The sequence below is a fragment of the Mycolicibacterium nivoides genome (assembly GCF_003855255.1).
GTDB lineage: Bacteria > Actinomycetota > Actinomycetes > Mycobacteriales > Mycobacteriaceae > Mycobacterium > Mycobacterium nivoides.
This window is the reverse complement of the sequence record NZ_CP034072.1, coordinates 919,394-944,455: the sequence shown is the minus strand read 5'-3', so window position 1 is coordinate 944,455 and position 25,062 is coordinate 919,394. Positions and strand designations below refer to the sequence as shown.

The window sequence follows — 25,062 nt, the reverse complement described above, 5'->3', positions numbered from 1 at the left end:
AGAACTCAGGCGCACGTGGCGCGGGCAGTCAGGCCCGCGCCACTTCTGCGTATGCGGCAGCGAGGAGCGACGGGTCGGGGCCCTCGAGGCGGCCCGGCTTGGCCAGCCCGTCGAGCACGACGAACCGCAGCACTCCCGAGCGGTTCTTCTTGTCGCCTGCCATGTAGTCCATCAGCTGGGGCAGCGCGTCGCCGTCGTAACTGACCGGCAGCCCCAGTGCGGTCAGCACCGACCGGTGCCGGTCGGCGGTCTCGTCGTCGAGCCGCCCGGCCAGCCGGCCCAATTCGGCCGCGAACACCAATCCCACGGACACCGCGGCGCCGTGGCGCCACTTGTAGCGCTCGCGTCGCTCGATGGCGTGCGCGAGGGTGTGGCCGTAGTTGAGAATCTCGCGCAATTGCGACTCGCGCTCGTCGGCAGCAACCACCTCGGCCTTGACCGCGATCGCGCGGCGGATGAGTTCGGGCAGAACGGCTCCGGTGGGATCGAGCGCCGCCTCCGGATCGGCCTCGATCAGATCGAGGATGACCGGGTCGGCGATGAAACCGGCCTTCACGATCTCGGCCATCCCGGCGACGATCTCGTTGCGCGGCAACGTTTCCAGCGTCGCAAGATCGACCAGTACCGCGGCCGGCTGGTGGAACGCGCCGACGAGGTTCTTGCCGGCGTCGGTGTTGATCCCGGTCTTGCCGCCGACCGCCGCGTCGACCATGCCCAGTAGGGTGGTCGGCACGTGCACGATGTCGACACCGCGCAGCCAGGTGGCCGCAGCAAAGCCCGCAACGTCAGTCGCCGCTCCCCCGCCCAGGCTGACCACCGCGTCTTTGCGGCCAATACCGATGCGCCCCAGGACTTCCCAGATGAAGCCCACGACGGGCAGCTCCTTGCCCGCCTCGGCATCCGGGATCTCGATACGGTGGGCTTCAATTCCCTTGTCGGCCAAGTGTTGCCGAACAGCTTCGGCCGTCTGGGTCAACACCGGCTGATGCAGTATCGCCACCTTGTGACGGCCTTCGAGCGTGTTACCCAGCTCCGCGAGCAGGCCGGTTCCGATGATGACCGGGTAGGGCCGGTCCACCAGTACCTCGACGATTACCGGGTCAGTCATCATGTCGCTCCGCGTTGCGAGCGGCCAGGGCCGCGGGGGTGGGTATGGCTGCAGATTCTGTGTTGGAGGAAGTAGCCGCGGTGTTGGCGCCCTTGGCCTCGGAACCGGACGAGGATCCGGATGCCGCACCACGCCGCCACGGTGGGCGACGCCGGCGACGCTTGGCCGTCCGCGGCTGCTGTGCCGGTTTCTGCGGCTGCTTCTGGACCGGGGGGTTTTCCAGTCGCGTGACGATGGTGCGCACCACCGCGCCGGGATTGCGCCGGTTGGTGTTGATCCGCATGGTCGCGACGCGACGGTAGAGCGGCACCCGTTCGGACATCAGAGCGCGGAACTTCTCGGCCCGGTCGGGCCCGGCCAGCAGTGGCCGGACCGTGGAACCACCCGTGCGGCGCACCCCCTCGGCCGCGCTGATCTCCAGGTACACGACGGTGTGGCCGGCGAGTGCGGAACGCACTCCAGCGGTGGTGACCGCGCCGCCGCCCAGGGACAGCACCCCGTCGTGGGTGGCCAGCGCCGAACGGATGACCTCTTCCTCGATGCGGCGGAACTCCGCCTCGCCGTCGGTGGCGAAGATGTCGGCGATCGTGCGGCCGGTGGTCTCCTCGATCGCGGCGTCGGTGTCGAGCATCGTGAGGTTCAGCGCCTTGGCCAGCCGGCGGCCGATGGTCGACTTGCCCGAACCCGGCAGGCCGATCAGTACCGCCTTGGGGGCCATCAGCCCAGGGCCTGCGCCGCGGGCTCGCGCTCGGCGACGGCCCGCAGGTAGGCGTCGATGTTGGCGCGGGTCTCAGCCAGCGAGTCCCCACCGAACTTCTCCAGCACGGCCCGGGCCACCACCAGGGCGACCATGGTCTCCACCACCACACCGGCGGCCGGCACCGCGCACACGTCGGACCGCTGGTGAATGGCGACGGCCTCTTCGCCGGTCGCCATGTCGACGGTGGCCAGTGCGCGCGGCACGGTCGAGATCGGCTTCATCGCGGCCCGGACCCGCAGCGCCTGGCCGTTGGTCATGCCGCCTTCCAGACCACCGGCCCGGTTGGTCGAGCGCAGGACCCCGTCGGGGCCCGGGTACATCTCGTCGTGGGCGACGCTGCCGCGACGGCGCGCGGTCTCGAAGCCGTCGCCGATCTCCACACCCTTGATCGCCTGGATGCCCATCACCGCGGCGGCGAGCTGACTGTCGAGGCGGTTGTCGCCACTGGTGAACGAGCCCAACCCGATCGGCAGACCATCGACCACGACCTCGACGACACCACCGAGGGTGTCGCCATCCTTCTTGGCGTCCTCGATCTCGGCGATCATCGACGACTCAGCGGCTTCGTCAAACGCACGAACGGGACTCGCGTCAATCTGGTCCAGGTCGGAGAACTGCGGCGGCGGACCGTCGTAGGGCTTGGACGCGCCGATGGAGATGACGTGCGAGACGACCTCAACACCGAGCGCCGCACGCAGGAAGGCGCGGGCCACGGTGCCGGCCGCCACCCGCGCAGCGGTCTCGCGTGCGCTGGCACGTTCGAGCACCGGGCGGGCGTCGTCGAAGCCGTACTTGAGCATGCCGGCGTAGTCGGCGTGGCCCGGGCGCGGACGGGTCAGCGGGGCGTTGCGCGCCACATCGAGTTCGGCCGGGTCCACGGGGTCCGGAGACATCACGGTCTCCCACTTGGGCCATTCGGTGTTGCCGATCTCGATGGCGATCGGCCCGCCCAGGGTGGTGCCGTGACGCACCCCGGCCAGCATGGTGACCTGGTCCTGTTCGAACTTCATCCGGGCACCCCGGCCGTAGCCGAGACGACGACGCTTGAGCTGTGCCCCGATCTCCTCTGAGGTGATGGGCACGCCGGCAACCATCCCTTCGAGCATGGCCACCAGGGCGCGGCCGTGGGATTCACCAGCTGTGGTCCAACGCAACACGGGTGTCATTCTCCCACGTCGGGGTTTGCCTCCTGAAATCCGTGCCTGAAGCCGACCGGCCGTCGGCTATACCAGCACCAGGGCGACCGCGACGGCACTGACCGTACACATCGACGGCCCGTGCGGCACGGTGCGGATACCGCGGACCGCTGCGCCGAATGCGAGGCCCGCGGTGAGCAAGGGTGCGGCCAGCGCGGCCAGAAGCCACACATCGATACCGAACGCACCGGTCATCGCCCCCAGCCCGGCGGCGAGTTTGACGTCTCCCCCGCCCATGGCCCGCGGTGAGAGCAGATGCACCGCCAGGTACAGACCCGACAGTGCCGTCGCTCCGGCCAGTGCGGCGAGGCCGCGGGACGCCACGGCCGCCACCACCAGAACCAGCAGTGCGCCGGGAAGCGTCAGCCAGTTCGGCAGCCTGCGTTCGGCGATGTCGTAGCCGCTGAGTACCAGCAGCCAGGCGCACGCGATGACGGTTACCCCCACCCTCATCAATCGAGGCTAAGGCGCGCAGAGCGTGTCCCTCGTCGCCTCTTTTGCGGGCTGCGCCCGCCCTGGCACTTCGGCGGGCTACGCCCGCAGAGCGGTCGCCACCTCGCCAACGGTGTGGGTGAAGCCGTCCATGTCGACCGAGGGCCCGATCGGTTGGAACACCAACGTCTGGGCGGAATATGCGGACGCCGCCGCGACGATCTCCTCTACGGTGCCGCTGACGCCGTAGCCGCCGGAGTCCAGCCCACGCTCCACTGCCACGTCGTCGAGGAGCTGACGCCCGTCCGCACCGGGTGCGCACGCCAGGTACTGCACCGTCGCGAAAGGTGGAGCGCTGACCCGCTGAGCCTGCTCGGCGGCGACATGTCCGAGCGCCGCACGGGCCGAGGCGGGCGTGTTGGTGCTGTCGATGATCACACCGTCGGCGATCTCGCCGGCGAGCCGCAGGGTCTTCGGTCCGGTACCGCCGATGAGCAACGGAACGGGTTGAGGCGGAACCCATTCCAGTTGCACACCATCAAGACGCACGAACCGGCCGTCGGTGCTGAGCGATCGGCCGGAGAGCAACTGCCGCAGCGCGGCGTGGTATTCGCGCAGCAGCGTGAGCGGGGACGGCACCGCGGCCCCGGCCTGGCGCATCCAGGCCTGCACACCGTGCCCGATTCCGACCCGGACGCGGCCCGGATAGATGGTGGCCAGGGTGGCGATCTCCATCGCCGTGGACACCACGTTGCGCAACGGCGCCGGGAGGACCCCGATGCCGACGGTCAGCGTCTCGCTGCCGGCGAGTGCGACCGCCGCCTGCGCGATGCCGCCCTGCAGGAAGCAGTCTTCCCACAACCAGAGTTCGTCGATGCCGGCTCGCTGTGCGGCAGCTGCGGTGCTGGGCAGGGTCTCGGGTGAGCGGTCGGGACGAAACACCACCCCGACTCGGGGCCGGTGGCCGGACTGGGTCATGGTCGCCACCCTACGGTCGCCCAGATGCTGCCCGGAAAACCGCTTGCGGCGGTATGACACGGTCGAGTGGTGCGAACACTGGTCACGGGCAGTTCCGGCCATCTTGGTGAGGCGATCGTCCGCACCCTCCGCGCCCGCGGTGAAGACGTGGCGGGCATGGACATCCGGCCCTCGCCGTGGACCGACAGGGTCGGTTCTGTCACCGATCCCGCAGCCGTCCGGGCCGCGATGGCAGGCGTTGACGTGGTGCTGCACACCGCGACGCTGCACAAGCCGCAGTTGGCGTTCGTGCCAGGGCAGGCTTTTGTCGAAACGAATGTCAGCGGGACGCTGGCACTCTTGGAGGCGGCCACGGAAGCCGGCGTCCAGGCCTTCGTGATGTCCTCTTCCACAACGGTTTTCGGCGATGCCCTGGTGCCCGAGGCCGAGAGACCGGCAGCCTGGATCGACGAGTCGGTGGCGCCGGTGCCCAAGAACATGTACGGCGTCACCAAGGCCGCTGCCGAGGACTTGTGTCAGCTGGCCCACCGAAACCACGGGTTGTCCTGCGTGGTGCTGCGGGTGGCCCGGTTCTTCCCGGAAACCGACGACAGGCCCGACGCCCACGAGGGCCGGACCGACTCCAACGTCAAGGCCGATGAATACGCGACACGCCGAGTTTCGCTGGACGACGCGGTCGACGCGCACCTGCTGGCCGCCGCCGCCGCCCGCCGGATCGGGTTCGGCCGCTACATCGTCTCCGCGACCACGCCGTTCCTGCCGAAGGACCTGGCGCAGTTGCGGACCGATGCCGCCGGCGTGTTCGCCCGACGGGCGCCCAGGGCGGCCGAGGTGTGGGCGCGGCGCGGTTGGCGCTTTCCCACCCGCATCGACCGGGTCTACGACAACGCCCGCGCCCGTGCCGATCTGGGCTGGCATCCCAGATACGACATGGCCGCGATCGCGGAAATGGTGGACACCGAGAACACGGTCCAGTCCCCGCTGGCGCGTCTGGTCGGATCCAAGGAATACCTCTACAGCTCCTACCACCGGGGCACGTTCGCCCCGTGAAGGCTCAGTCCAGTGCGGCGCGCATCGCCTCTTTGGGAGCGGGCATCCCGGTGAACTGCTCCACCTGGGCGAAGGCCTGGTTCAGCAGCATCTGCAGCCCGTTGATCGCCTCACCGCCCGCTTCCTCGACGGCCTGGGCCAGCGGCGTCGGCCACGGGTCGTAGATGGCGTCGAGCACGCGCGGCACCCCGGCCAGCGTGCCCGCGTACGCGGCGGCCGCGTCGGCCGGGATCGTGCTGACGGCCGCATCGGCGGTGGCCACCGCGTCGGTCAGCGCCGAGCCGCCGATGTCGCACCAGCTGCCCTGCGCGCCGCACCGGCCGGCCAACTCCACCAACCGCGATGCCTTGCCCTCGTCGCGCGCCACGATGGTGATCCGCTGTACGCCGAGTTCGGCCAGGGCCACGACGGCTGCCGGGGCGGTGCCGCCGGATCCGATCACCAGTGCCGAGTCACCGGCCGTGCCGAGCGCTCCGACCACCCCGTCGACATCGGTGTTGTCGGCACGCCAGCCACCCGTGGGCAGCCGTAGCAGGGTGTTCGCCGAGCCCACCAGCTCAGCGCGTTCGGTGCGCTGATCGGCGAACTCCAGTGCGGCGAACTTGCCCGGCATGGTGACCGACAGACCGACCCATTCCGGGCCCAGAGAGCTGACGAGGCCGGGCAGCTGTTCGGCCGTGCACTCGATGCGGTCGTAGGTCCACGACGGTAGGCCCAGCGCCCGGTAGGCGGCCAGGTGCAGCTGCGGCGAGCGCGAATGCGTGATGGGCGAGCCCAGAACGGCGGCCTTGCGGCCGGTATCCGGCCTACCTTGCACGGCGGCGAGCCGCCTATCTGGCACTGTCGAGGACACCGTTGTGCTGGGCCAGTTCGATGTTGGCCAGGTGCTGGTCGTAGTCGCGCGTGAACAGCGTGGTGCCCTGCAGGTCGATGGTCACGAAGTACAGCCAGTCCCCCTCGGCCGGACGCTCGGCCGCGGCCAGCGCATCCGTGCCGGGCGAGCAGATCGGCGTCTGCGGAAGCCCTTGGCTCATATAGGTATTCCACGGGGTGACCTTGGCCCGGTCGTCATCGGTGGTCGCCACTTCCTGGCGGTCCAGCGGATAGTTCACGGTCGAGTCGAACTCCAGCTTGCGGTGTTCGGCGAGCCGGTTGTAGATCACCCGCGCCACCTTGGAGAAGTCCTGGGGCTTGGCTTCGCGTTGCACGAGGGATCCGACGGTGAGGATCTGATAGGGCGACATCTGCATCGCTGCCGCGGTGTCGAGCAGACCGCTCTGGGTGTAGAGGGTGGCGCTGCCGGCGACCAGGGTGGACAGGATGTCCTGCGCCGTTCCCGCCGGGTCCACATTCCAGGTACCGGGCGCGATCAGCCCCTCCAGCCGTCGGTGATCGTTGGGCATCGCCGCGACCGGAGCCGCGGCCCAGTCGGGTACCGCCAACGCGGCAGCGGGTGCGGTTTGCGCAGCCGTACGGAGCTCATCGACCGGTACGCAACGCTTCTCGCCGTCAAGTTCGACGCACGAGGCCTGAGAGATCAGCGTGAAGATGCCTTCGGTGACGGCCTTGGTCTTGACGTCGGCGGTGTCGTCGAGCTGACGTCCCTCCGGGATTGTCAGCTTGCCCACCCGGCTGTCCGGATCTGCCAGTCGCTCAACGGCGTTGGCTGCCGGGATCTCGGTGCGCACCTTGTAGAAGCCGGGCTGGATCGCCGAGATCGCCTCGTTCTTGTGGGCCGCGTCGACGAAGGCCTTGACCGTTGCGACCACCTTCTTTTCCTGCAGCGTCTTGGCGATGGCCGTCGTGGAATCGCCGTCATGCACCTGGATGACGACATCGGCGACACCGTCACCCGCGTAGTCGCCGGAGGAGCCCGACATGCCGTGCCACAGCCTGGAACCGAGGAACACCGCGCCGATCAAGACCACGATGAGCGCTGCGATGGAGAAGCCCCTGGTGACACGTCGCTTCCGGTCGTTGCGGGCTTTGCGGGCCCGCTCGGCCTTGCTCAGCCCGCGCCGCGGTGGTCCGACCACCTCGGGCTTCGCTTTGTCGGCACCCCACTTCTCAGCCATCCATGCCCTCTCCGCGCGCAGCCAGAGCCGCGCGCCGCTGATCCAGCCAGCTCTGCAGAATGCCAACCGCGGCGGCCTGGTCGATCATCGCCTTCTGTCCCTTTGCCCGGACTCCCGCTTCACGCAACGACCGCTGAGCCGAAACAGTAGTGAGCCGCTCGTCGGCCAGTCGCACCGGTATCGGGGCGATTCGGCGAGCCAGCAGATCGGCCAGTTCGATGGCGTCGAGGGCAGAGCTGCCGGCCCGATCGGCGAGCGTGCGCGGCAGCCCGACGACGACCTCGACGGCCTCATACTCGCCGATCAGCGTCACCAGTCTGCGCAGGTGTCTGCCCGACCGGTCCCGCTTGTCCCGCTGAACGGTCTCGACCGGAGTGGCCAAGATCCCGTCGGGATCGCAACTTGCCACGCCTATCCGCACGGTTCCGACGTCGATGCCGATGCGCCGCCCACGTCCGGGGTCGTCGTCCCCTGGGCGGTCCGGTAGCCGGTCGTCGACCGTGTCGGACACGAAGCTAGCCCCGGCCGATCTCGGCGCGCAGCGCGGCCAATGCCGCGTCGATACCCGCCGCCCCCTTACCGGAACCTTGTGCCATGTCCACTTTGCCGCCACCGCGGCCGTTGACTGCAGCGCTGAACGGTTTGACCAGTTCATTGGCGCGCAGCCCCAGATCCTGGGCGGCCGGGTTGACCGCGACCACGAAGGGCACCGCGTCGTCCTCGCCCTCGGCGATCAGCGCGATCACCGCCGGGTCGCTGCCGAGCTTGCCCTTGATGTCGCCGACCAGGGTGCGCAGATCACCGCCCGACATGCCGCCGGCCATCCGCTGGGCGACGACCCGGACTTTGCCGATGGTCTCGGCTCCGGCGGCCGCGTTGGCTGCCGCGGCCCGGGCGTTGGCCAGGCGGGCCTTGTCCAGTTCCTTCTCGGCGGCCTTGAGACGCTCGACCAGGTTGGCCACCCGGGCGGGCACCTCTTCGGAGGGGACCTTGAGCGAGGAGGCCAGGCCTGCCATGAGGGCGCGTTCCTTGGCCAGGTGGCGGAAGGACTCGAGGCCGACGTAGGCCTCCACGCGGCGGATGCCGGATCCGACCGAGGACTCCCCGAGGATGGTCACCGGGCCGATCTGGGCCGAGTTGCGCACGTGGGTGCCACCGCAGAGTTCCAGCGAGAACGGCCCGCCGATATCGACCACCCGCACCTGGTCGGGGTAGTTCTCGCCGAACATCGCCATCGCACCCATTGCCTTGGCCTTGTCCAGGGCGGTGACGAAGGTGTTCACCTGATAGTCGGCCTCGACGGCCTCGTTTGTGACCTCTTCGATCTGGGTGCGCTGGTCGTCGGTGAGCGCGCCCTGCCAGTTGAAATCGAACCGCAGGTAACCGGGACGGTTCAGCGAACCGGCCTGAACCGCGGTGGGGCCCAGTACCTGTCGCAACGCGGCGTGCACCATGTGGGTGCCCGAGTGGCCCTGGGTGGCGCCGTGGCGCCACTTGGGATCCACCGCGGCCGTGACGGTGTCGCCCTCGACGAACTCTCCGGACTCGACGTTGATCCGGTGTGCCCACAGGGTTTTGGCGATCTTCTGTACATCGGTCACAGCGGCCTTGGCGGCGACTGAGGCACCCGTACCGGAAATCGTTCCCTCGTCGGCGATCTGGCCACCGGACTCGGCGTAGAACGGGGTGCGGTCCAGGATCAGCTCCACGCGATCGGCGTCCAGGCCTTCGTGGGTCACCACGGGCACCCGCTTGCCGTCCACGAAGATGCCGAGAATCCTTGCTTCAGTGGACAATTCGTCGAAGCCGGTGAACTCGGTGGGCCCGGCGTCGACCAGCTCGCGGTACGCCGACAGATCGGTGTGAGCCTGCTTGCGCGCGGCGGCATCAGCCTTGGCGCGCTGGCGCTGCTCGGCCATCAGCGTTCGGAAGCCCTGCTCGTCGACCGCGAGGCCGGCCTCGGCCGCCATCTCCAGCGTGAGGTCGATCGGGAAGCCGTAGGTGTCGTGCAGGGTGAACGCGTCACTGCCGGAAAGCACGGAAGCACCGGATTTCTTGGTCGCCGCGGCGGCGTCGTCGAACAGCCTCGAGCCGGCGACCAGGGTCCGGTTGAACGCGGTCTCCTCGGCGACGGCGATCCGGTTGATGCGTTCGAAATCGGTCACGAGCTCCGGGTACGACGGGCCCATCTCATCGCGCACCGTGGACATCAGCCGGCCCATGATGGGCTCCTCGACACCGAGCAGTTTGGCCGCGCGGATGATGCGGCGCAGCAGGCGCCGCAGCACGTAGCCGCGGCCCTCGTTGCCGGGGCTGACCCCGTCGCCGATGATGATGGCCGCGGTGCGGCTGTGGTCGCCGATGATGCGGTAGCGGACGTCGTCCTCGTGGTTGCCTGCGCCGTATCCGCGCGGGGCGATCCCGGCGACCAGATCGATCACCGGACGCACCAGGTCGGTCTCGTAGACGTTGTCCACGTCCTGCAACAGGCAGGCGATGCGTTCGACGCCCATCCCGGTGTCGATATTCTTGCGCGGCAGCGGGCCGAGGATCTCGAAGTCGTCCTTCGAGGTGCCCTCACCGCGCTCGTTCTGCATGAACACGAGATTCCAAATCTCGATGTAGCGGTCCTCGTTGGCCTCGGGCCCGCCCTCGATCCCGTATTCGGGGCCGCGGTCGTAGTAGATCTCCGAACACGGCCCGCACGGCCCGGGGATGCCCATCGACCAGTAGTTGTCGGCCATGCCGCGGCGCTGGATGCGCTCGAGCGGCAGCCCGGCGACTTCCTGCCACAGCTCGATCGCCTCGTCGTCGTCCAGATAGACCGTTGCCCACAGCCTTTCCGGGTCGAATCCGTAGCCGCCCTCGCTGACCGGGTTGGTCAGCAGGGTCCAGGCCAGCTCGATGGCGCCCTTCTTGAAGTAGTCGCCGAACGAGAAGTTGCCGGCCATCTGGAAGAAGGTGTTGTGCCGGGTGGTGATGCCCACCTCGTCGATGTCAGGCGTGCGGATGCACTTCTGCACGCTGGTGGCGCGGTCCCACGGTGGCGTGCGGGCACCGAGGAAGTAAGGCACGAACTGCACCATGCCGGCGTTGACAAACAGCAGGTTGGGGTCGTCGAGGATCACCGAGGCGCTGGGCACCTCGGTGTGGCCCGCCTTCACGAAATGATCGAGGAAGCGCTTCCTGATCTCGTGTGTCTGCACGTTGCTCGTGTCCTCGTGTTCGTGGGTGGCTGGGGTTGCGCAGGCAACCATCAGTTCGACCGCTTTACATTACCGTTCTGCGCGTTCACCCCGAAAAGGGCGACAAGCCTCACGCCCCCAGAAAGCTCAGCCGCACCGAACGCTGCGGGTTGTCGCGGTTCAGATCGACCAGCACCACACTCTGCCAGGTTCCCAGCAACGGCCGGCCCGCCTGGACCGGCAGGGTGACCGACGGCGACACCAGGGCGGGCAGCACGTGATCTGCGCCATGGCCGAACGATCCGTGGCTGTGCCGGTAGCGGTCGTCACGCGGCAACAACCGTTCCAGGGTATCGAGCAGGTCGTCGTCGGAGCCGGCGCCGGTCTCGATGATGGCCACGCCGGCCGTCGCGTGCGGGACGAACACGTTGCACAGGCCATCGCGGTGCGCGCCGCAGAACCTGCGTACCGAGTCGGTGAGATCGACGATGCGGCGCCGTGAGGTGTCCACGTCGATCACGTCGGTGTCCATCGGCCCAGCCTACGAGCCTGGCGCCACACCATTGCCACCTGCGACACACCGGAGGATGGTTGGGAGTGGAACCGGTGGCGCCACCGGGGCGCCGCCCTGGCAGGAAGGGGTGGACCGTGTTCGCACGTTCAACCACGATTGCGGCGCGCACCCGGGCCGTCAACGCCGGTATCGCCCATGTCCGCGACGAGGTCATGCCCGCCATCGACACCATCGACGGTTGTGTAGGCCTGTCCCTGATGGTGAACCGGGAATCGGGCGAGTGTGTCCTCACCACGGCCTGGCGGTCTGAAGAGGCAATGCTTGCCAGTGCCGACGCGGTAGCGCCGATGCGCCATCGCGTGGTGGAGGCGTTCGAAGGCACCGCCACCGTCGACGAATGGGAGATCGCGATGGTTCACCGCGAGCAGTACTCCGGACCCGGCGCCTGCGTAAGGGCGACGTGGCTGCGAACCCGCCCCGAGCTGTTCGACCGGGCCGTGGAGTTCTACCGCACCTCGGTGTTGCCCGCGATGGAAGACCTCGAGGGCTTCTGCAGCGCGAGCCTCATGCTCGACCGCGGGTCCGGCAGAGCGGTGTCCTCGGCCACCTTCGACAGCGCCGAGGCGATGGACCGCAACCGCGATCAGGCGCGGGCGTTGCGCACCGCCCGGCTACGCGACCTGAGTGCCGATCAAATCGACGTCGGAGAGTTCGAACTCGTGCTGGCCCACCTGCGAGTGCCCGAGATGGCCTGACCCGCCGACGAAGAGGGACGAAGTGAATTGACGGCACCGTTTGCATCGTGACGGCGCTGGGTACTTGATGGTCAGCCCAAACCAGCCACGGAGGAGACCATGACCATCACCGGCATCATCAGCGCAATTCTGATCGGCATTGCCGTCGGCGTGATCGGCCGCTTGATCGTTCCCGGCAGACAACCCATCGGCATTCTGGTGACGATCCTCGTCGGTATCGTCTCCGCGTTCATCGGTACCGCACTCGCACGCGCCATGGGCATCCCGACGGCGACCAGCGGCGTCGACTGGCTCGAGCTGCTCGTCCAGGTCGTCGTGGCCGCGCTCGGGGTGGCCCTGATATCCGCCCTGATGGGGCGCAGAAGGACCGGCATCCTGGGAACCCGACGGTCCGGCCTGCTGCGCTGACCACCTACCCCCGCGCCACGGTCCCGGTTGAATTTTCAACCGGGACCGTGGTTTTCGCGCGTCCCAGCGGTATCAGCGCCTGCGGCGGATGATGGCCCGCAGCTTGTCCAGCCGGGTGACCAGCTCGCGTTCGAAACCGCGCCCGGTCGGCTGGTAGTAGTCCACTCCCACCAGGTCGTCCGGTGGATACTGTTGTGGCACAACACCATCGGGATGATCGTGGGCATACTTGTATCCCACGGCGTTGCCGAGTTTCTGCGCTCCCGAGTAGTGACCGTCCCGCAGATGCGGGGGCACCAACCCGGCCTTTCCGGCCCGGATGTCGTTCATCGCCGCACCCAGCGCCGTGGTCACCGCGTTGGACTTGGGCGCGGTGGCCAGATGCACCGTCGCATGCGCCAGCGTCAGCTGCGCCTCGGGCATCCCGATCAGCTGCACGGTCTGCGCCGCGGCGACGGCGGTCTGCAAAGCGGTCGGGTCGGCCATCCCGATGTCCTCGCTGGCCAGGATCATCAACCGGCGCGCCACGAAGCGAGGGTCCTCCCCCGCCACCAGCATCCTGGCCAGGTAGTGCAAGGCCGCGTCGACATCGGATCCGCGGACCGACTTGATGAAGGCACTGACGACGTCGTAATGCTGATCGCCGTCGCGGTCGTACCGCACGGCCGCCTTGTCCAGCGACTGCTCGATGATTTCGACGGTGACCTGTTCGCCGGGTTCGGCAGCAACCTCCAGCGCGGTCAGCGCCCGCCGCGCATCGCCGGCGGAGAGCTGCACCAGGAGATCGACGGCCTCGTCGGTGACCTCGACCGCACCACCCAGACCCCGCGGGTCGGTGATCGCGCGACGTAGCACGATCTCGACGTCCTGCGGGGTCAGCGGCTGCAACTGCAGGATCAGTGACCGCGACAACAGCGGCGCGACCACCGAGAACGACGGGTTCTCCGTGGTGGCCGCCACCAACAGCACGACCCGGTTCTCCACGGCGGCCAGCAGGGCGTCCTGCTGGGTCTTGGAGAAGCGGTGCACCTCGTCGATGAACAGCACGGTCTGTTCGCCGTGGACGGCCGCGCGCCGGGCCACATCGATCACGGCACGGACCTCTTTGACCCCGGCGCTCAGCGCAGACAGAGCCTCGAACCGGCGGCCGGTGGCCTGCGAGATCAGCGAGGCCAGCGTGGTCTTGCCGGTGCCGGGCGGGCCGTAGAGGATGACCGACGCCGCTCCCGACCCCTCCACGAGGCGGCGCAACGGCGAACCGGCCTGCAGCAGATGGGTCTGGCCGACGACCTCGTCGAGCCCGGCCGGGCGCATCCGCACCGCCAGCGGCGCGCTGCCGGGTGCGGCAAGCGCGCCGGGGTCACCCGGCCCCGGGTCACCTGGCACGTCGAACAAACCGTCGGACACGCTTTCTGCTTACCACGCCGACACGACGGACTACGCCGGCGCGGTGACGAAGTCGATCAGTTCCTCGACCCGGCCGATCAGCGCGGGCTCCAGGTCGTTCCAGTCCCGGACCCGGCCGCGGATCCGCTGCCACGCCCGCGCGATGTCGGCCTGGTCCTGGTGCGGCCAGCCCAGCGCCGCACAGATGCCGTGTTTCCACTCCACGTTGCGCGGGATGGCCGGCCAGGCCTTCATCCCGAGCCGGGCCGGTTTGACGGACTGCCAGATGTCGACGAACGGGTGCCCGACCACCAGGGTGTGCCCACCGCCAGGGCCACGGCGCACCGCCTCGGCGATGCGTGCTTCCTTGGAACCGGTCACCAGGTGATCGACCAGCACGCCCAGACGGCGTCCCGGTCCGGGCGCGAACTCGGCCACGATGCCGGCCAGGTCGTCGACGCCGCCGAGGTACTCGACGACGACACCTTCGATACGCAGATCGGCGCCCCAGACCTGCTCGACGAGCTCGGCGTCGTGGCGGCCTTCCACATAGATCCGGCTGGCCAGCGCGACCCGCGCCTTGGCATTGGGTACCGCGACCGATCCCGACGCCGTGCGTGCCGGCGCGGCGGTCCGCTTGGGCACCACGAGACTCACCGGCTTGCCGTCGATCAGGAAACCCGGCCCCATCGGGAAAGCCCGCACCTTGCCCCTACGGTCTTCGAGTTCGACCCGGCCACCCTCGATCCGCACCACCGCGCCCACGTAGCCGCTCTGGGCATCCTCGACGACCAGGCCCTTCTCCGCGGGCTGCTCCGCCGATCGAGTCAGCTTCGGGGTGTGCGGATTTCGGGCCAGAATGTCGGAACCGTAGCGATCAGTCACGCGGCGATCCTAGGAACGCCTGCGGCGAAAGCAGGGTTGCGACATACGATCGTGATCGTGCTGTTAGATCGGCCGACTGCCGATGGCATTGCCGACGGGACCATCTCACTGGTGCTACGGCGCTGGGACAAGCCCCGGGCCAAGCCGGGCGGAACCCAACGCACCCAGGCCGGCACGATCCGAATCGGGTCGGTCACCGAATACCCCGGCGACTACCGAGTCAGTGCCTGGCAGGCCCGCGCCGCCGGATATCCGGATGCCGCAGCGGCACAGGCCCAGCTCGACCAGAGGCCCGCCGCGCACACCTACCTCATCGCGGTCTCGTACCTGGGTCCGGACGAGCGGCCCGACCTGGCGGCCGACGACACGCTTTCCGACGCCGACGTCCAGGCCATCGACGCGCGGCTGGACCGCTGGGACGCGGCCGGCACCGACGGTGCGTGGACCCGTCGGTACCTGGCGATGATCGCGGCCAACGAGGCCGTCCGCGCACCGGATCTGGCGGCGAGCGTCGGCCTCGAGGTGCCACGGTTCAAGCGACGGGTGCGCCAACTCAAGGGACTGGGCCTGACCATCAGCCTCGACGTCGGCTACCGGCTCGCCCCGCGGGGACGCGCCTACCTGGCGGCCACCGGGGTCAATCCGGATTCGTGAACCGGGCCAGCGCGATCCCTCCCACGATCATCGACAGGGCCAGGGCCCGCCCCACGCTCAACGGGTCACGGTGGATGAGCACGCCCAGCGCGATGGCACCTACCGCGCCGATGCCGGTGAAGACCGCGTAGGCGGTGCCGACGGGCAGACCGCGCATGGCCAACGACAGCAGGTACACCGACAACGCCCCGACCGCGACGCACACCATCGTGGGTAGCGGACGGGTGAATCCTTCGGTCGGCTTGATGCTCTGCGACCAGGCGATCTCCACCAGCCCGGCCAAACCCAGTACCAGCCAGCTCATTTCGCGTACTCCTTGCCGAGAGTGCGAGCCGCCGCAAGGGCCTGCGCGGTTGAATCGTCGTGCATGGACCGAAACCGCGCCAACGCGGGATCCACCCGCGCGTTGGCCATCTCGGCGTTGATGAACACGGTGTCGGCCACGCCGTAGTGTCCGGCGACGAAATCCCGCAGGAACCGTTCCTGGTAGTCGAACTGCGCCTTCGGCGAGCCCGGTGAGTACGCACCGCCTCGTGCCGTAGCCACGACAAACCGTCTCGGCGCCAGGGACATTCGCGGAAAAGTCACCTGGTCCAGCCAGGCCTTGAGCGAGGCCGGGATGGAGTAGTTGTACATCGGCGTTGCGATCAGCACGATGTCGGCCGAGCGCAGTTCACCCAGCAGCGGTTCCACGATGGCCCAGGCCGCGGCCTGCTCCGGCGTGCGCGCCAACTCCTCGAGCCGGTCCAGGTCGGTACTGCCGGCAGCCAGCACCGCGTCACAGAGTTCCGTCCAGCCCTCCCCGATGAACGGCACCGGATCGGCCGCGACATCTCGGTAGAGGTACCGGCCATCCGGACGGGCAGCCCGCCAGGACCGGGCGAACTCCGCGCCGATCCGGCGACTCACGGAGCGATTGCGGGCACTGGCGTCGATGTGAAGAAGCGTGGGCATGACAACCTCCAGGTAAGTGGACACTACGTCCGGTTTAGCGTTCCAGATAACCGGACAATTCGTCCACTTATTTCCCGGATCGGCTACAGTGCAGTGATGGACATCGGCGCAGACCTCCTTGCGTCCGACGACGCCGGCACCGGACGGGCCGGCGCGGAGCGGGCCGACGCGGCCCGCAACCGCGCCAAGATTCTTGCGGCAGCCGCCACGGTGTTCGCCGGCCGCGATCCTCGAACGGTCACGATGGACCACATCGCCACGGCAGCCCACGTCGGGCGCGGCACGCTCTATCGCCGTTACCCCAGCACCGCCGCCATTGCCGAGGCGCTGCTCGACGAACACGAACGCGCACTGCAGCAGCAGTTGTTGTCAGGCGAACCACCGCTTGGCCCGGGCGCGCCACCGGCCGAGCGGCTCTCCGCGTTCTACGCGGCGATGGCCGAACTCCTGGATACGCATGCCGATCTGGCACTCGGCGCCGAGACCGGGGGCGCCCGGTTCGCGACCGGCGCCTACGGTTTCTGGGCCGCGCATGTGCGCGCCCTGTTGATGGAAGCCGGTGTGGCCGAACCGGATCCGCTGGTGGATGTGCTACTGGCCCCCTTGGCGGCGGAAAGCTTCACCCACCAGCGTGCGCGTGGGCTGAGCGTCGAGCAGATCAAAGGGGCGCTCACCCGCCTCGCCCACGGGATACTCGATCCCGGGTAACCTGTCGGCGGTCTAGGCGGTGACCTCGTCGATGACGGTGTGAACGAACCGCATCTTCTCCAGCACCGCCGGGGGCAACACGAACGGGTACAGGTCATCGTGGCCCATCGATCGGTTCACCATGTTCAGCGACCATGCCAGTGGCAGCCACATCTCGATGATGGTGTCGAACCCGCTGGGCCCCAGCAGTTTCCGATCGAAGGTTGCCCCGGCCGGGGCAAACCCGTAGGCCGCCGCGGTATCCAGGGTGTCGCGGATGTGCAGATAGTGCGCGAACGTCTCGGCCCAGTCCTCGGCCGCGTGCATGCTGGCATACGACGACACGAACTCGTCTTCCCAGCCCGCGGGCGGACCGTCCTGGTAATGACGGTCCAGGGCGGCCTGATAGTCGGCGTCCGGATCCCCGAACAACTCACGGAACCGCGCGGAGTAGTCCTCTGACGGGGCGACCAATCGGTAGAAGTAGTAGTGACCGATCTCGTGGCGGAAGTGGCCCAGCAGAGTGCGGTACGGCTCGTCCATCGCGATCCGCAGCTGCTCGCGGTGCACATCGTCGCCTTCGGCGAGATCCAGGGTGATGACACCGTTGTGATGGCCGGTGAACACCTTGTCGGACTCGCTGGAGAGCAGGTCGAACGCCAGTCCGAACTGAGAATCCTGGTCACGGCCGACGATCGGCAGCTTCAGCTCGTGCAGCTCGGCGATCAACCGGCGCTTGGCCTTCTCCGCGTCGGCGAACGACGCCATCGCCGCGGTGTCGGTGTCGGCCGGCCGGGTGCGGGTGAGTGCACATGAGGCACACAGCTGGCCGCCCTGCCCGATCCGGACGAGCCAATTGCACTCGGCCAGATGCAGATTGGCGCACAGCTGATACTGGTCCTCGTCGACCGCGCCGGCGTGGTCGCTCTGGTCGGTGTCGGTGATCACCAGCAGCGCCATGTCGTCGACCGAGAACCCCAGCGCACTGCCGCACGAAAGGCACAGGGAGTTCTCGAATGCCAGGTGCTGACCACAGTTGGGGCAGTTGAAATCACGCATGCAGCAACCCTTCTCGATCCGGCCGGTACGGCGCCACGTCGACCGATACCTCGATCACGCTACTGTCCGAATCCGTGTAGATGATGCCCCGCAACGGGGGTACGTCGGCATAATCACGGCCGAATCCGGCAGCGATGTAGCGCTCGTCGACCATCTGGTCGTTGGTGGGATCCATTCCCAGCCAGACGTTCTGCGGTGTCCAGACCGACGCCCAGGCGTGCGTGGCGTCCACCCCGATCATGCGTTCCTTACCGGGCGGCGGATCGGTGGCCAGATAACCCGAGACGTAACTGGCAGCCAGGCCGTTGGCGCGCAGGCAGGCGATGGCGAGCCGGGCGAAGTCCTGACACACTCCCTCGCGCGCCGCCAGCACCTCGGCCACCTGGGTGGACACCGTCGTCGAACCCGACCGGTAGGTGAAGTCGGAATAGATCCTCGACGTCAGTTCGCGCAGCACGTCGATCAGCGGCCGTCCGGGCACGAAACTCGGTGCGGCGTACTCCCGCACGGCATCGGTGATCTCCGGCGGAGAGAGGTCCAGAGTGAACTCGGCAGCCAGCGCGCCGTCCCCGCCGACCGGCCGGGCCAGCTCCCACGGCGCCCGCGCGGATGCACCTGAATAACGTTCGGGCTCAGGCGGATCCACCTCCACCACGGAGTGGCTGGTGATGCTCAGAGTGCGGTGACGTTCGGTCACGTGAAAATACGAGCTGATGTTGCCGTAGGCGTCGCGGCTGGTGGAACGGTCGGCCGCGTCCGGTTCGATCACCAGCTCGTGGGACAGGCAACGCTGCCAGTCGAGGTCACGAGGCGTCAGAAAGCCACGACCGTAGGAGCTGGTGACATCGTCGGAGTATCGGTAGACGGTGCGATGGGTGATCTCGTAGCAGCGAGTGCCGGGTTCGGTCATGGCACCACCCGTCGTTCGTCCGGTCCCCACAGCGGTTGCATGCCGCCGGGCAGGGACAGGTGGGCCGCGGTGATCACGACGGACAGGTCCCGCAGGCCCGCATGCATGCCGTCGAGCAGCGCCGCCAGTTCGGCGCGTGTCCCCTCGCCGGTGACCTCCTCTAGGTCGGCCGGGTCGAGCCGGCGCAACCGCGTGGCCAGTTCGTCGACCAAACGTTCCGAACGCGACGAGCCCGACGATCCGGGCAGGGTCTTGAGACCGGACCGGATCCGCTCCAGCTGGTAGATCAACGATCTGGGGTTCTCCGCATCGAACAACACCAGTTCGGCGATCGCCGCGATATTGATCTGGCCGGGATTGCGCCGCCGGTAGATCACCGACGATTCACAGGCCACCAACGCAGATTCGGTCACCGCGCGCTCGGCTTCGGCGCTGCGCATCTTCGTCAGGGTGGCGCGCAGCAACGCGGTCAGCGCCAGGCCCCGCTCGATGCGCTTGCCCAGATCCATCATGGTCCAGCCGATGTCTTGCACCATCGACTCCGCGGCCACCCCGGACAGCGCGAGCATTCCGGCCAGGGTCTGGCTGTGCGCGTTGGCGAGATAGAGGTCGGCGGCGGTAGGCGACTCGGGCAGAGCGGCCGACGGCCGCAACACCGCGCGTTCGACCCCGGCCAACACCATCCAGGTGTCGTTGGACATCTGGTCACGCACCGCCCGCGCGGCCAGCGCGAGGCGCTCGACCGATTGGGCGAGCGAGCCCGGCCGGTGCCGGTCCGCAGTGGCCGACCACAGGGTGGCCGGGGCGATCGCGATCATCTCGTGGTCGTCGTCGGTGTCGCCGGTATCGGTGCCCGTGATCGAGCCGAGCGCCGCCAACAGCACCGGGACGCACTGGCTCTCTTCGAGATCCGGGCGGTAGCGGAATTCGTGGTAGCGCTCGCGGGTGACCGTGAGCAACCGGGCCGTCCCCTCGGCGCGTTCGGCGTAGCGCCCCATCCAGAACAGGTCCGAGAGCACACGGGGCGAGCTGACCGCCCGGGTGGAGCTGGGGATCGTGCCGGGAGCCACCAGCTCGACCGAGATCACGGGGCCGCGCTCGGCGGTGACCCGTTGCGGTGTGCGTACCCAAACATCCTTGGCGGCAAGGGTGTTCATCCGGTAGGCGGCATGCCCAGGTGCGACCACATACCCCAGCCCACCGATCATGGGGGCATACCCGCCGCGTTGGGCCACCGTGAACAACCGCATGCCGACATTTCCGGCCGACAGCCCATTGGCCCGGTAATCGGTTGGTGCGGTGGAGAACTGAGGAAGCTCCTGCCCCATCCACTCGCCCGGTTCGGCCTCGATACGGGCCGACAGCTTCTCGCGGGCGGCCGCCGACAGCATGGGACCGACGATGGTCTCGCCGCCGCTCACCGGCTTGATCAACAGCGAGGACAGTTTGGTGAGCAGATGGGAGCGCTCGATGTCGATGCCGCCCCAGTACATCGGAGCGGTCGTCAGTTGCGGCGTCTCGTCGAGCAACAGCTCGGCCAACTGCGGCAAAAACCGTGCCAGACCCGGACTTTCCAGGACTCCGCTTCCCAGCGTGTTGACCACCGTCACCGCGCCACGGCGCAACACCTCGACCAGGCCGACCACGCCGAGCCGGGAATCGGGGCGCAGATCGAGCGGGTCCATGTAATCGGCGTCGACGCGGCGCAACACCACGTCGACGCGTTTGAGGGTGCCCAGCGACCGCATCCACAGCGTGCCGTCACGGACCACGAGATCGGCACTCTCGACGAGTGGAAAGCCGAGCACTCCGGCCAGGTACGCCTGGTCGAAGGCGGTCTCGGAATGGATACCGGGGCTGAGCACCACCACAACGGGTTCCTCGGCGGCCTCGGGTGCCGCGTCGAGCAGCGCCAGGCGCAGCGCCTGGGCCCAGGGTGAGGCCGGCCGCGGGCCGATCCGCTCGTAGAGGTCAGGCGCCGCATGGGCGATGACCCGTCGGTCCGCCAGGGCGTAGCCGGCGCCCGACGGCGCCTGCGTCCAGTCCGCGTTGACGACGAATGCGCCGTCGTCGCCGCGGCTGATGTCGCAGCCGTGCAGGAACAGCTGATGACGCCCGGGCACCACGATGCCGCGGGCGGCGCGCAGGTATCCGGGATGGGCGAACAGCAACTCGGCGGGCAGCACCCCGCTGGTGATCGAGCGACGGGCCCCGTACAGATCGCCGAGAACCGCATCCAGCAACCGGGAACGCTGCACCAGACCCGATTCCAGGCCGTCCCAATCCTGTGCCGAGACGACCAGCGGCAGGGCATCGAGACGCCAGGGACCGGGCACCGCGGTCCCGTCGCCGTCGGTGACCACTTCCCCGTGGCGGTCCACCTGGATGTAGGTGATGCCGTCGTTGTCGACGAGGCCGCGCACCACGGCACGCAGCCGGTCCAGCCCGTCGCGGCCGCGCTCACCCACGCCTTCGGCCAGCTCCCGCCAGGCCGGGCGGACATCGCCCGAGGCATCGACCAGCTCGTCGTAACCGGCACCGCCACCGTCGTCGCGCATGTCGAACAGCGCCTGCTGGGCCCGGGAGCGGCAGTAGGCGGCCAGCAAGCCGTCAACATCCACACCGGTGTCCGCGATTACACCGGTGGCTTGGGCGGACTCCGGTGAGCCATTCGCACGTAGAACCATCAGTGAAGAACGGTACGCACCCGACGGAGATCCAGAATTCCGGGCGCGCCGACATCGGTGGATTGGCGCGCCTGCTTCTCCCTCAGGTCCGACAGGTCGATGGTGCCCGGGGTGAATCCCGTCGCTTCGAATCGACGGCCACGCCGCGACTCGGCCTCGACCGCGTTGACCGGCGGGGTGTCGTAGGACCGCCCACCCGGGTGCGCCACGTGGTACGTGCAGCCACCCTTGGACTGCCCTGTACTGCTGTCCACCAGTTCGAACCGCAGCGGGGAGTCCACGGTGATCGTCGGGTGCAGCGCGCTGGGCGGCTGCCAGGCACGGAACCGCACACCGCCCACCTGGACGTCGGGATTGTCGGTGGCCAGCAACGGGATCGGGTAGCCGTTGGCGGTCACGATGTAGCGGTGCCGGTCCGCCCCGACCAGCCGCACCTGGACCCGCTCCACCGACGAGTCCACGTAGCGGGCGGTGCCCCCGGCAGTCGACTCCTCCCCCAACACATTCCACGGTTCGATCGCGCCGCGAAGCTCGATCTCCACGCCGTCACAGACCGTGGTGCCCACCCGCGGGAAGCGGAACTCGGTGAACGGATCCAGCCAGCTGGTGTCGAAGTTGATGCCGTGCGCCCGCAGGTCGGCCGCGACCTGGGCGATGTCCTGAATCAGGAAGTGCGGCAACAGGTACCGGCCATGAAGATTGGCGCCGTGCCGGATCAACGGAGCCCGTAACGGCTCGTCCCAGAACCTGGCGACCAGTGCGCGCACAAGCAGCGACTGCACCATCGCCATCTGGAAGTGCGGCGGCATCTCGAAACCCCGCAACTCCAACAGCCCCAGGCGCCCTCGTGCACTGTCGGGGCTGTAGAGCTTGTCGATGCAGAATTCGGCGCGGTGAGTGTTGCCGGTGATATCGGTGAGCAGATGGCGCAGTGCCCTGTCGGTGACCCAGGCTTGCGAAGTCCCGCCAGCATCGGTGAGACGCGCGATCTCGGCGAAGGCGATCTCCAGCTCGTAGAGCGCTCCCGACCGGCCCTCGTCCACCCGCGGGGCCTGTGACGTGGTGCCGATGAACCGGCCGGCGAACAGGTAGGACAACGAGGGGTGGCGTTGCCAATAGGTGAGCAGCGACACCAGCAGGTCGGGCCGGCGCAAGAGCGGTGAGTCGGCCGGAGTGATGCCGCCGAGCGTGATGTGGTTGCCGCCGCCGGTACCGCCGTGCGTACCGTCCACGTCGAACGATTCGGTTGACAGCCGGGCCTGCCGGGCCTGCTCGTAGAGGGTCTCCAATTGGGCGCTCTGTTCGGCGAAGCTGGCGGTCGGTGCGACGTTGACCTCGATGACGCCCGGATCCGGCGTGATCGACATGGACGCGATGCGGGCGTCCGGTGGCGGCCCGTACCCCTCGATCACCACCGGCGTGTCCAACTTGGCGGCCGCGGATTCGATACGGGCCACGAGGTCGACGAAATCGTCGAGCTCCTCGGTCGGGGGCAGGTAGACGTAGAGGAACCCCGAACGGATCTCGGCGACCAGCGCCGTCGTGGGCGCGTCGTCTGCGGGCTCGAGCTCCGCCTCGTCGGGTTCGGCGCGCACGTCGGTGCCCCGTGACAGCGGGTCGGCGTCATAGGACGGGCGCGGCGGATGCCAGCTGATCGCATCAAGCGGCAGCCGCAGCCCGGCCGGTGAATCGCCCTCCGTGAGCACGATCCGCCCACGCCGGAGCTGCCAGTCCGCGCTGGCCCAGCCGGAGCCGTCGGCGCGGCGGTGCAGGGGCAGGACATAGGCGGTGGGCTGATCGATCGAGGTATCGAGCCGGGCCAGCAGCTCGGCCCGGGCGCCCGGGGTGTCCTCGGCCAGGTCGTCGGCGGCGGCCACCGGCTCGCCGGCCGGCTGCCGCACAGCAGCCGCCAGCCGGCTCAGCGCATCCTCATAAGCCGGGCGAACCTGACGGGCAGGAAGCCCGAAATCGGCGGCGACCGCTGCGAGGATGCGCTGACCGGCGTCGTCGGCCAGGGCGGGCACCTCACCGCCCCACGGATCGGCCAGCAGCGCCGCGTCGTTCCACAGTGGCTGGCCGTCGGTGCGCCAGAACAGGCCGATCTGCCAGCGCGGCAACGGTTCTCCCGGGTACCACTTGCCCTGGCTGCGCTGGATCAGCCCGGCAGGCGCCCACACCGCCTTGAGACGCGCCGCGAGCACCGAGGCGCGTTCGCGCTTGTGCTCACCGTCGGCGTCGGTGGTCCATTCCGGATCGACCTGGTTGTCGATCGAGACGAAGGTCGGCTCGCCCCCGACAGTGAGCCGCACATCGCCGTCGGCCAGGCGCTGATCCACCTCGGCGCCCAGCTTCGTGATCGCCGTCCAGGCGGCATCGGTGTACGGAAGCGTCACCCTCGGGTCCTCGTGGATCCGGGTGACCACGTTGGAAAATTCGAGCGTGGATTCGCACGGTCCGGTGGCACCGGTGATCGGGGCCGCCGATTCCGGGTGCGGGGTCGCCGAGAGCGGGATGTGGCCTTCCCCGGCGAACAGTCCCGAGGTCGGGTCCAGGCCGATCCAGCCCGCACCCGGAATGTATGCCTCGGCCCACGCGTGCAGGTCGGTGAAATCCGCGGCAGGGCCGGATGGACCGTCGAGGGCCTGCACATCCGAGGTCAGCTGGACCAGGTAACCCGAGACGAAGCGAGCCGCCAGACCCAGCTGCCGCAGGATCGACACCAACAGCCACGCCGAGTCGCGGCACGAACCGATTCCGGTGCGCAACGTGACGTCGGGGGTCTGCACGCCCGGTTCCATCCGGACGGAGTAGCCGACATCGGCATTGACGGCCCGGTTGAGCGCCACCAGATAATCGATCGTGCGGGTGCCCGGCGGCACGGTGAAATTGCTCACCCAGGCCTTCACGAGTTCGCCCGGACCGGATCCCTCGTCTTCCTCGTCGACCGGGCGCAGGTACGGCTTGAGATCCTCGAGCAGAGCCTTGGGGTACTCGAAGCCGAAGGTCTCCGCGTAATCCTCGATGAAGAAGTCGAACGGGTTGATCACCTTGAGATCGGCGATGAGCCCGACGGTGATGGTCAGCGTGCGCGCCCGGTCCGGGAACACCAAGCGGGCCAGGAAGTTCCCGAACGCGTCCTGCTGCCAGTTGATGAAATGGCCGGCCGGTTCGACAGTCAGTGAGTACGCCTCGATGGGGGTGCGCGAGTGCGGCGCCGGGCGCAACCGGATGACGTGTGGATGCAGCTCCACCAACCGGTCGAAGGTGTAGCTGGTGCGGTGCTCCAGCGCCACTTTGATCCCCATCTGCAAATCCCACCACACGGCGCACTCCCCCGCACTGTGTGCGACTGGCGGCCACGGCCGGCGCGCCCGGATTC

23 protein-coding genes are annotated in these 25,062 nt (G+C 68.5%); 5 read left to right on the top strand and 18 right to left on the bottom strand.

Annotated elements, in window-relative coordinates; translation table 11 throughout:
• Positions 1 to 28 precede the first annotated feature (28 nt).
• From aroB to EH231_RS04635, 5 genes are all read right to left on the bottom strand, one after another.
• A complete protein-coding gene (gene aroB, locus EH231_RS04655) occupies positions 29 to 1,108 on the bottom strand; it encodes a 3-dehydroquinate synthase (RefSeq protein ID WP_090425504.1) in 1,080 nt (359 codons plus the stop codon).
• Positions 1,101 to 1,826: a shikimate kinase gene (locus EH231_RS04650; RefSeq protein ID WP_090425503.1), complete on the bottom strand. Its 726-nt coding sequence runs from the start codon at positions 1,824 to 1,826 to the stop codon at positions 1,101 to 1,103. Before EH231_RS04650 ends, aroB begins: the two co-directional genes overlap by 8 nt.
• Complete coding sequence (aroC, locus tag EH231_RS04645; RefSeq protein ID WP_124714176.1) at positions 1,826 to 3,025, bottom strand: chorismate synthase; 1,200 nt, start codon at positions 3,023 to 3,025, stop codon at positions 1,826 to 1,828. Before aroC ends, EH231_RS04650 begins: the two co-directional genes overlap by 1 nt.
• Before the next feature lie 66 nt (positions 3,026 to 3,091).
• Positions 3,092 to 3,517, bottom strand: a complete 426-nt coding sequence (locus tag EH231_RS04640) for a prepilin peptidase (RefSeq protein WP_124711983.1) — start codon at positions 3,515 to 3,517, stop codon at positions 3,092 to 3,094.
• Positions 3,518 to 3,595: 78 nt separating this feature from the next.
• A complete protein-coding gene (locus EH231_RS04635) occupies positions 3,596 to 4,474 on the bottom strand; it encodes an LLM class flavin-dependent oxidoreductase (protein WP_124711982.1) in 879 nt (292 codons plus the stop codon).
• Positions 4,475 to 4,543: 69 nt separating this feature from the next.
• On the opposite strand from EH231_RS04635, the gene EH231_RS04630 reads away from it, so the two are divergent.
• Positions 4,544 to 5,524, top strand: coding sequence for an NAD-dependent epimerase/dehydratase family protein (locus tag EH231_RS04630; protein WP_124711981.1), 981 nt, complete (start codon positions 4,544 to 4,546; stop codon positions 5,522 to 5,524).
• A 4-nt stretch (positions 5,525 to 5,528) separates the two neighbouring features.
• On the opposite strand, the gene EH231_RS04625 is transcribed toward EH231_RS04630, so the two are convergent.
• From EH231_RS04625 to EH231_RS04605, 5 genes are all read right to left on the bottom strand, one after another.
• Positions 5,529 to 6,365 carry a shikimate dehydrogenase gene (locus tag EH231_RS04625; RefSeq protein ID WP_164480769.1) on the bottom strand — a complete coding sequence of 279 codons (837 nt, stop codon included), beginning with the start codon at positions 6,363 to 6,365 and terminating at the stop codon, positions 5,529 to 5,531.
• On the bottom strand, positions 6,355 to 7,599 hold the full coding sequence (locus EH231_RS04620) for an endolytic transglycosylase MltG (protein WP_090425500.1): 1,245 nt from the start codon (positions 7,597 to 7,599) through the stop codon (positions 6,355 to 6,357). The genes EH231_RS04625 and EH231_RS04620 overlap by 11 nt, the downstream gene beginning before the upstream one ends.
• Positions 7,592 to 8,110, bottom strand: coding sequence for a Holliday junction resolvase RuvX (gene ruvX, locus EH231_RS04615; protein WP_090425499.1), 519 nt, complete (start codon positions 8,108 to 8,110; stop codon positions 7,592 to 7,594). The genes EH231_RS04620 and ruvX overlap by 8 nt, the downstream gene beginning before the upstream one ends.
• Positions 8,111 to 8,114: 4 nt before the next feature.
• Positions 8,115 to 10,805, bottom strand: a complete 2,691-nt coding sequence (gene alaS / locus EH231_RS04610; protein ID WP_124714174.1) for an alanine--tRNA ligase — start codon at positions 10,803 to 10,805, stop codon at positions 8,115 to 8,117.
• A 109-nt stretch (positions 10,806 to 10,914) separates the two neighbouring features.
• Complete coding sequence (locus EH231_RS04605) at positions 10,915 to 11,316, bottom strand: secondary thiamine-phosphate synthase enzyme YjbQ (RefSeq protein WP_044518137.1); 402 nt, start codon at positions 11,314 to 11,316, stop codon at positions 10,915 to 10,917.
• 116 nt (positions 11,317 to 11,432) lie between these two features.
• On the opposite strand from EH231_RS04605, the gene EH231_RS04600 reads away from it, so the two are divergent.
• Both EH231_RS04600 and EH231_RS04595 read left to right on the top strand, forming a co-directional pair.
• A complete protein-coding gene (locus EH231_RS04600; RefSeq protein WP_090425498.1) occupies positions 11,433 to 12,053 on the top strand; it encodes an antibiotic biosynthesis monooxygenase in 621 nt (206 codons plus the stop codon).
• A gap of 99 nt (positions 12,054 to 12,152) precedes the next feature.
• Positions 12,153 to 12,461, top strand: coding sequence for a GlsB/YeaQ/YmgE family stress response membrane protein (locus tag EH231_RS04595; RefSeq protein WP_090425497.1), 309 nt, complete (start codon positions 12,153 to 12,155; stop codon positions 12,459 to 12,461).
• Positions 12,462 to 12,533: 72 nt separating this feature from the next.
• Here EH231_RS04595 and EH231_RS04590 read toward each other — a convergent pair whose 3' ends face one another.
• Together EH231_RS04590 and EH231_RS04585 are read right to left on the bottom strand one after the other, a co-directional pair.
• Positions 12,534 to 13,868: a replication-associated recombination protein A gene (locus tag EH231_RS04590; RefSeq protein WP_090425496.1), complete on the bottom strand. Its 1,335-nt coding sequence runs from the start codon at positions 13,866 to 13,868 to the stop codon at positions 12,534 to 12,536.
• A gap of 30 nt (positions 13,869 to 13,898) precedes the next feature.
• Complete coding sequence (locus EH231_RS04585) at positions 13,899 to 14,732, bottom strand: DUF3097 domain-containing protein (RefSeq protein WP_124711980.1); 834 nt, start codon at positions 14,730 to 14,732, stop codon at positions 13,899 to 13,901.
• 57 nt (positions 14,733 to 14,789) lie between these two features.
• On the opposite strand from EH231_RS04585, the gene EH231_RS04580 reads away from it, so the two are divergent.
• A complete protein-coding gene (locus EH231_RS04580; RefSeq protein WP_124711979.1) occupies positions 14,790 to 15,386 on the top strand; it encodes a hypothetical protein in 597 nt (198 codons plus the stop codon).
• Here the strand turns inward: EH231_RS04580 and EH231_RS04575 are convergent.
• Together EH231_RS04575 and EH231_RS04570 are read right to left on the bottom strand one after the other, a co-directional pair.
• Positions 15,370 to 15,690 carry a DMT family transporter gene (locus EH231_RS04575; protein ID WP_124711978.1) on the bottom strand — a complete coding sequence of 107 codons (321 nt, stop codon included), beginning with the start codon at positions 15,688 to 15,690 and terminating at the stop codon, positions 15,370 to 15,372. The genes EH231_RS04580 and EH231_RS04575 overlap by 17 nt on opposite strands.
• The gene (locus EH231_RS04570; protein ID WP_124711977.1) at positions 15,687 to 16,340 is read right to left on the bottom strand and encodes an FMN-dependent NADH-azoreductase; all 654 of its coding nucleotides are present in this window, start codon (positions 16,338 to 16,340) and stop codon (positions 15,687 to 15,689) included. Before EH231_RS04570 ends, EH231_RS04575 begins: the two co-directional genes overlap by 4 nt.
• A 96-nt stretch (positions 16,341 to 16,436) precedes the next feature.
• Here EH231_RS04570 and EH231_RS04565 point away from each other — a divergent pair, with 96 nt between their 5' ends.
• Positions 16,437 to 17,048, top strand: a complete 612-nt coding sequence (locus EH231_RS04565; RefSeq protein ID WP_124711976.1) for a TetR/AcrR family transcriptional regulator — start codon at positions 16,437 to 16,439, stop codon at positions 17,046 to 17,048.
• A gap of 12 nt (positions 17,049 to 17,060) precedes the next feature.
• On the opposite strand, the gene EH231_RS04560 is transcribed toward EH231_RS04565, so the two are convergent.
• Genes EH231_RS04560 through EH231_RS04545 form a run of 4 tightly spaced genes read right to left on the bottom strand, consistent with a single transcriptional unit; the run spans position 17,061 to position 24,988 of the window.
• Positions 17,061 to 18,086: a zinc-binding metallopeptidase family protein gene (locus EH231_RS04560; RefSeq protein ID WP_090425492.1), complete on the bottom strand. Its 1,026-nt coding sequence runs from the start codon at positions 18,084 to 18,086 to the stop codon at positions 17,061 to 17,063.
• Positions 18,079 to 18,996, bottom strand: coding sequence for a transglutaminase family protein (locus EH231_RS04555; protein ID WP_124711975.1), 918 nt, complete (start codon positions 18,994 to 18,996; stop codon positions 18,079 to 18,081). The genes EH231_RS04560 and EH231_RS04555 overlap by 8 nt, the downstream gene beginning before the upstream one ends.
• Positions 18,993 to 21,683, bottom strand: a complete 2,691-nt coding sequence (locus EH231_RS04550; RefSeq protein WP_090425490.1) for a circularly permuted type 2 ATP-grasp protein — start codon at positions 21,681 to 21,683, stop codon at positions 18,993 to 18,995. Before EH231_RS04550 ends, EH231_RS04555 begins: the two co-directional genes overlap by 4 nt.
• The gene (locus tag EH231_RS04545; RefSeq protein ID WP_124711974.1) at positions 21,683 to 24,988 is read right to left on the bottom strand and encodes a transglutaminase family protein; all 3,306 of its coding nucleotides are present in this window, start codon (positions 24,986 to 24,988) and stop codon (positions 21,683 to 21,685) included. Before EH231_RS04545 ends, EH231_RS04550 begins: the two co-directional genes overlap by 1 nt.
• Between the last annotated feature and the right edge of the window lie 74 nt (positions 24,989 to 25,062).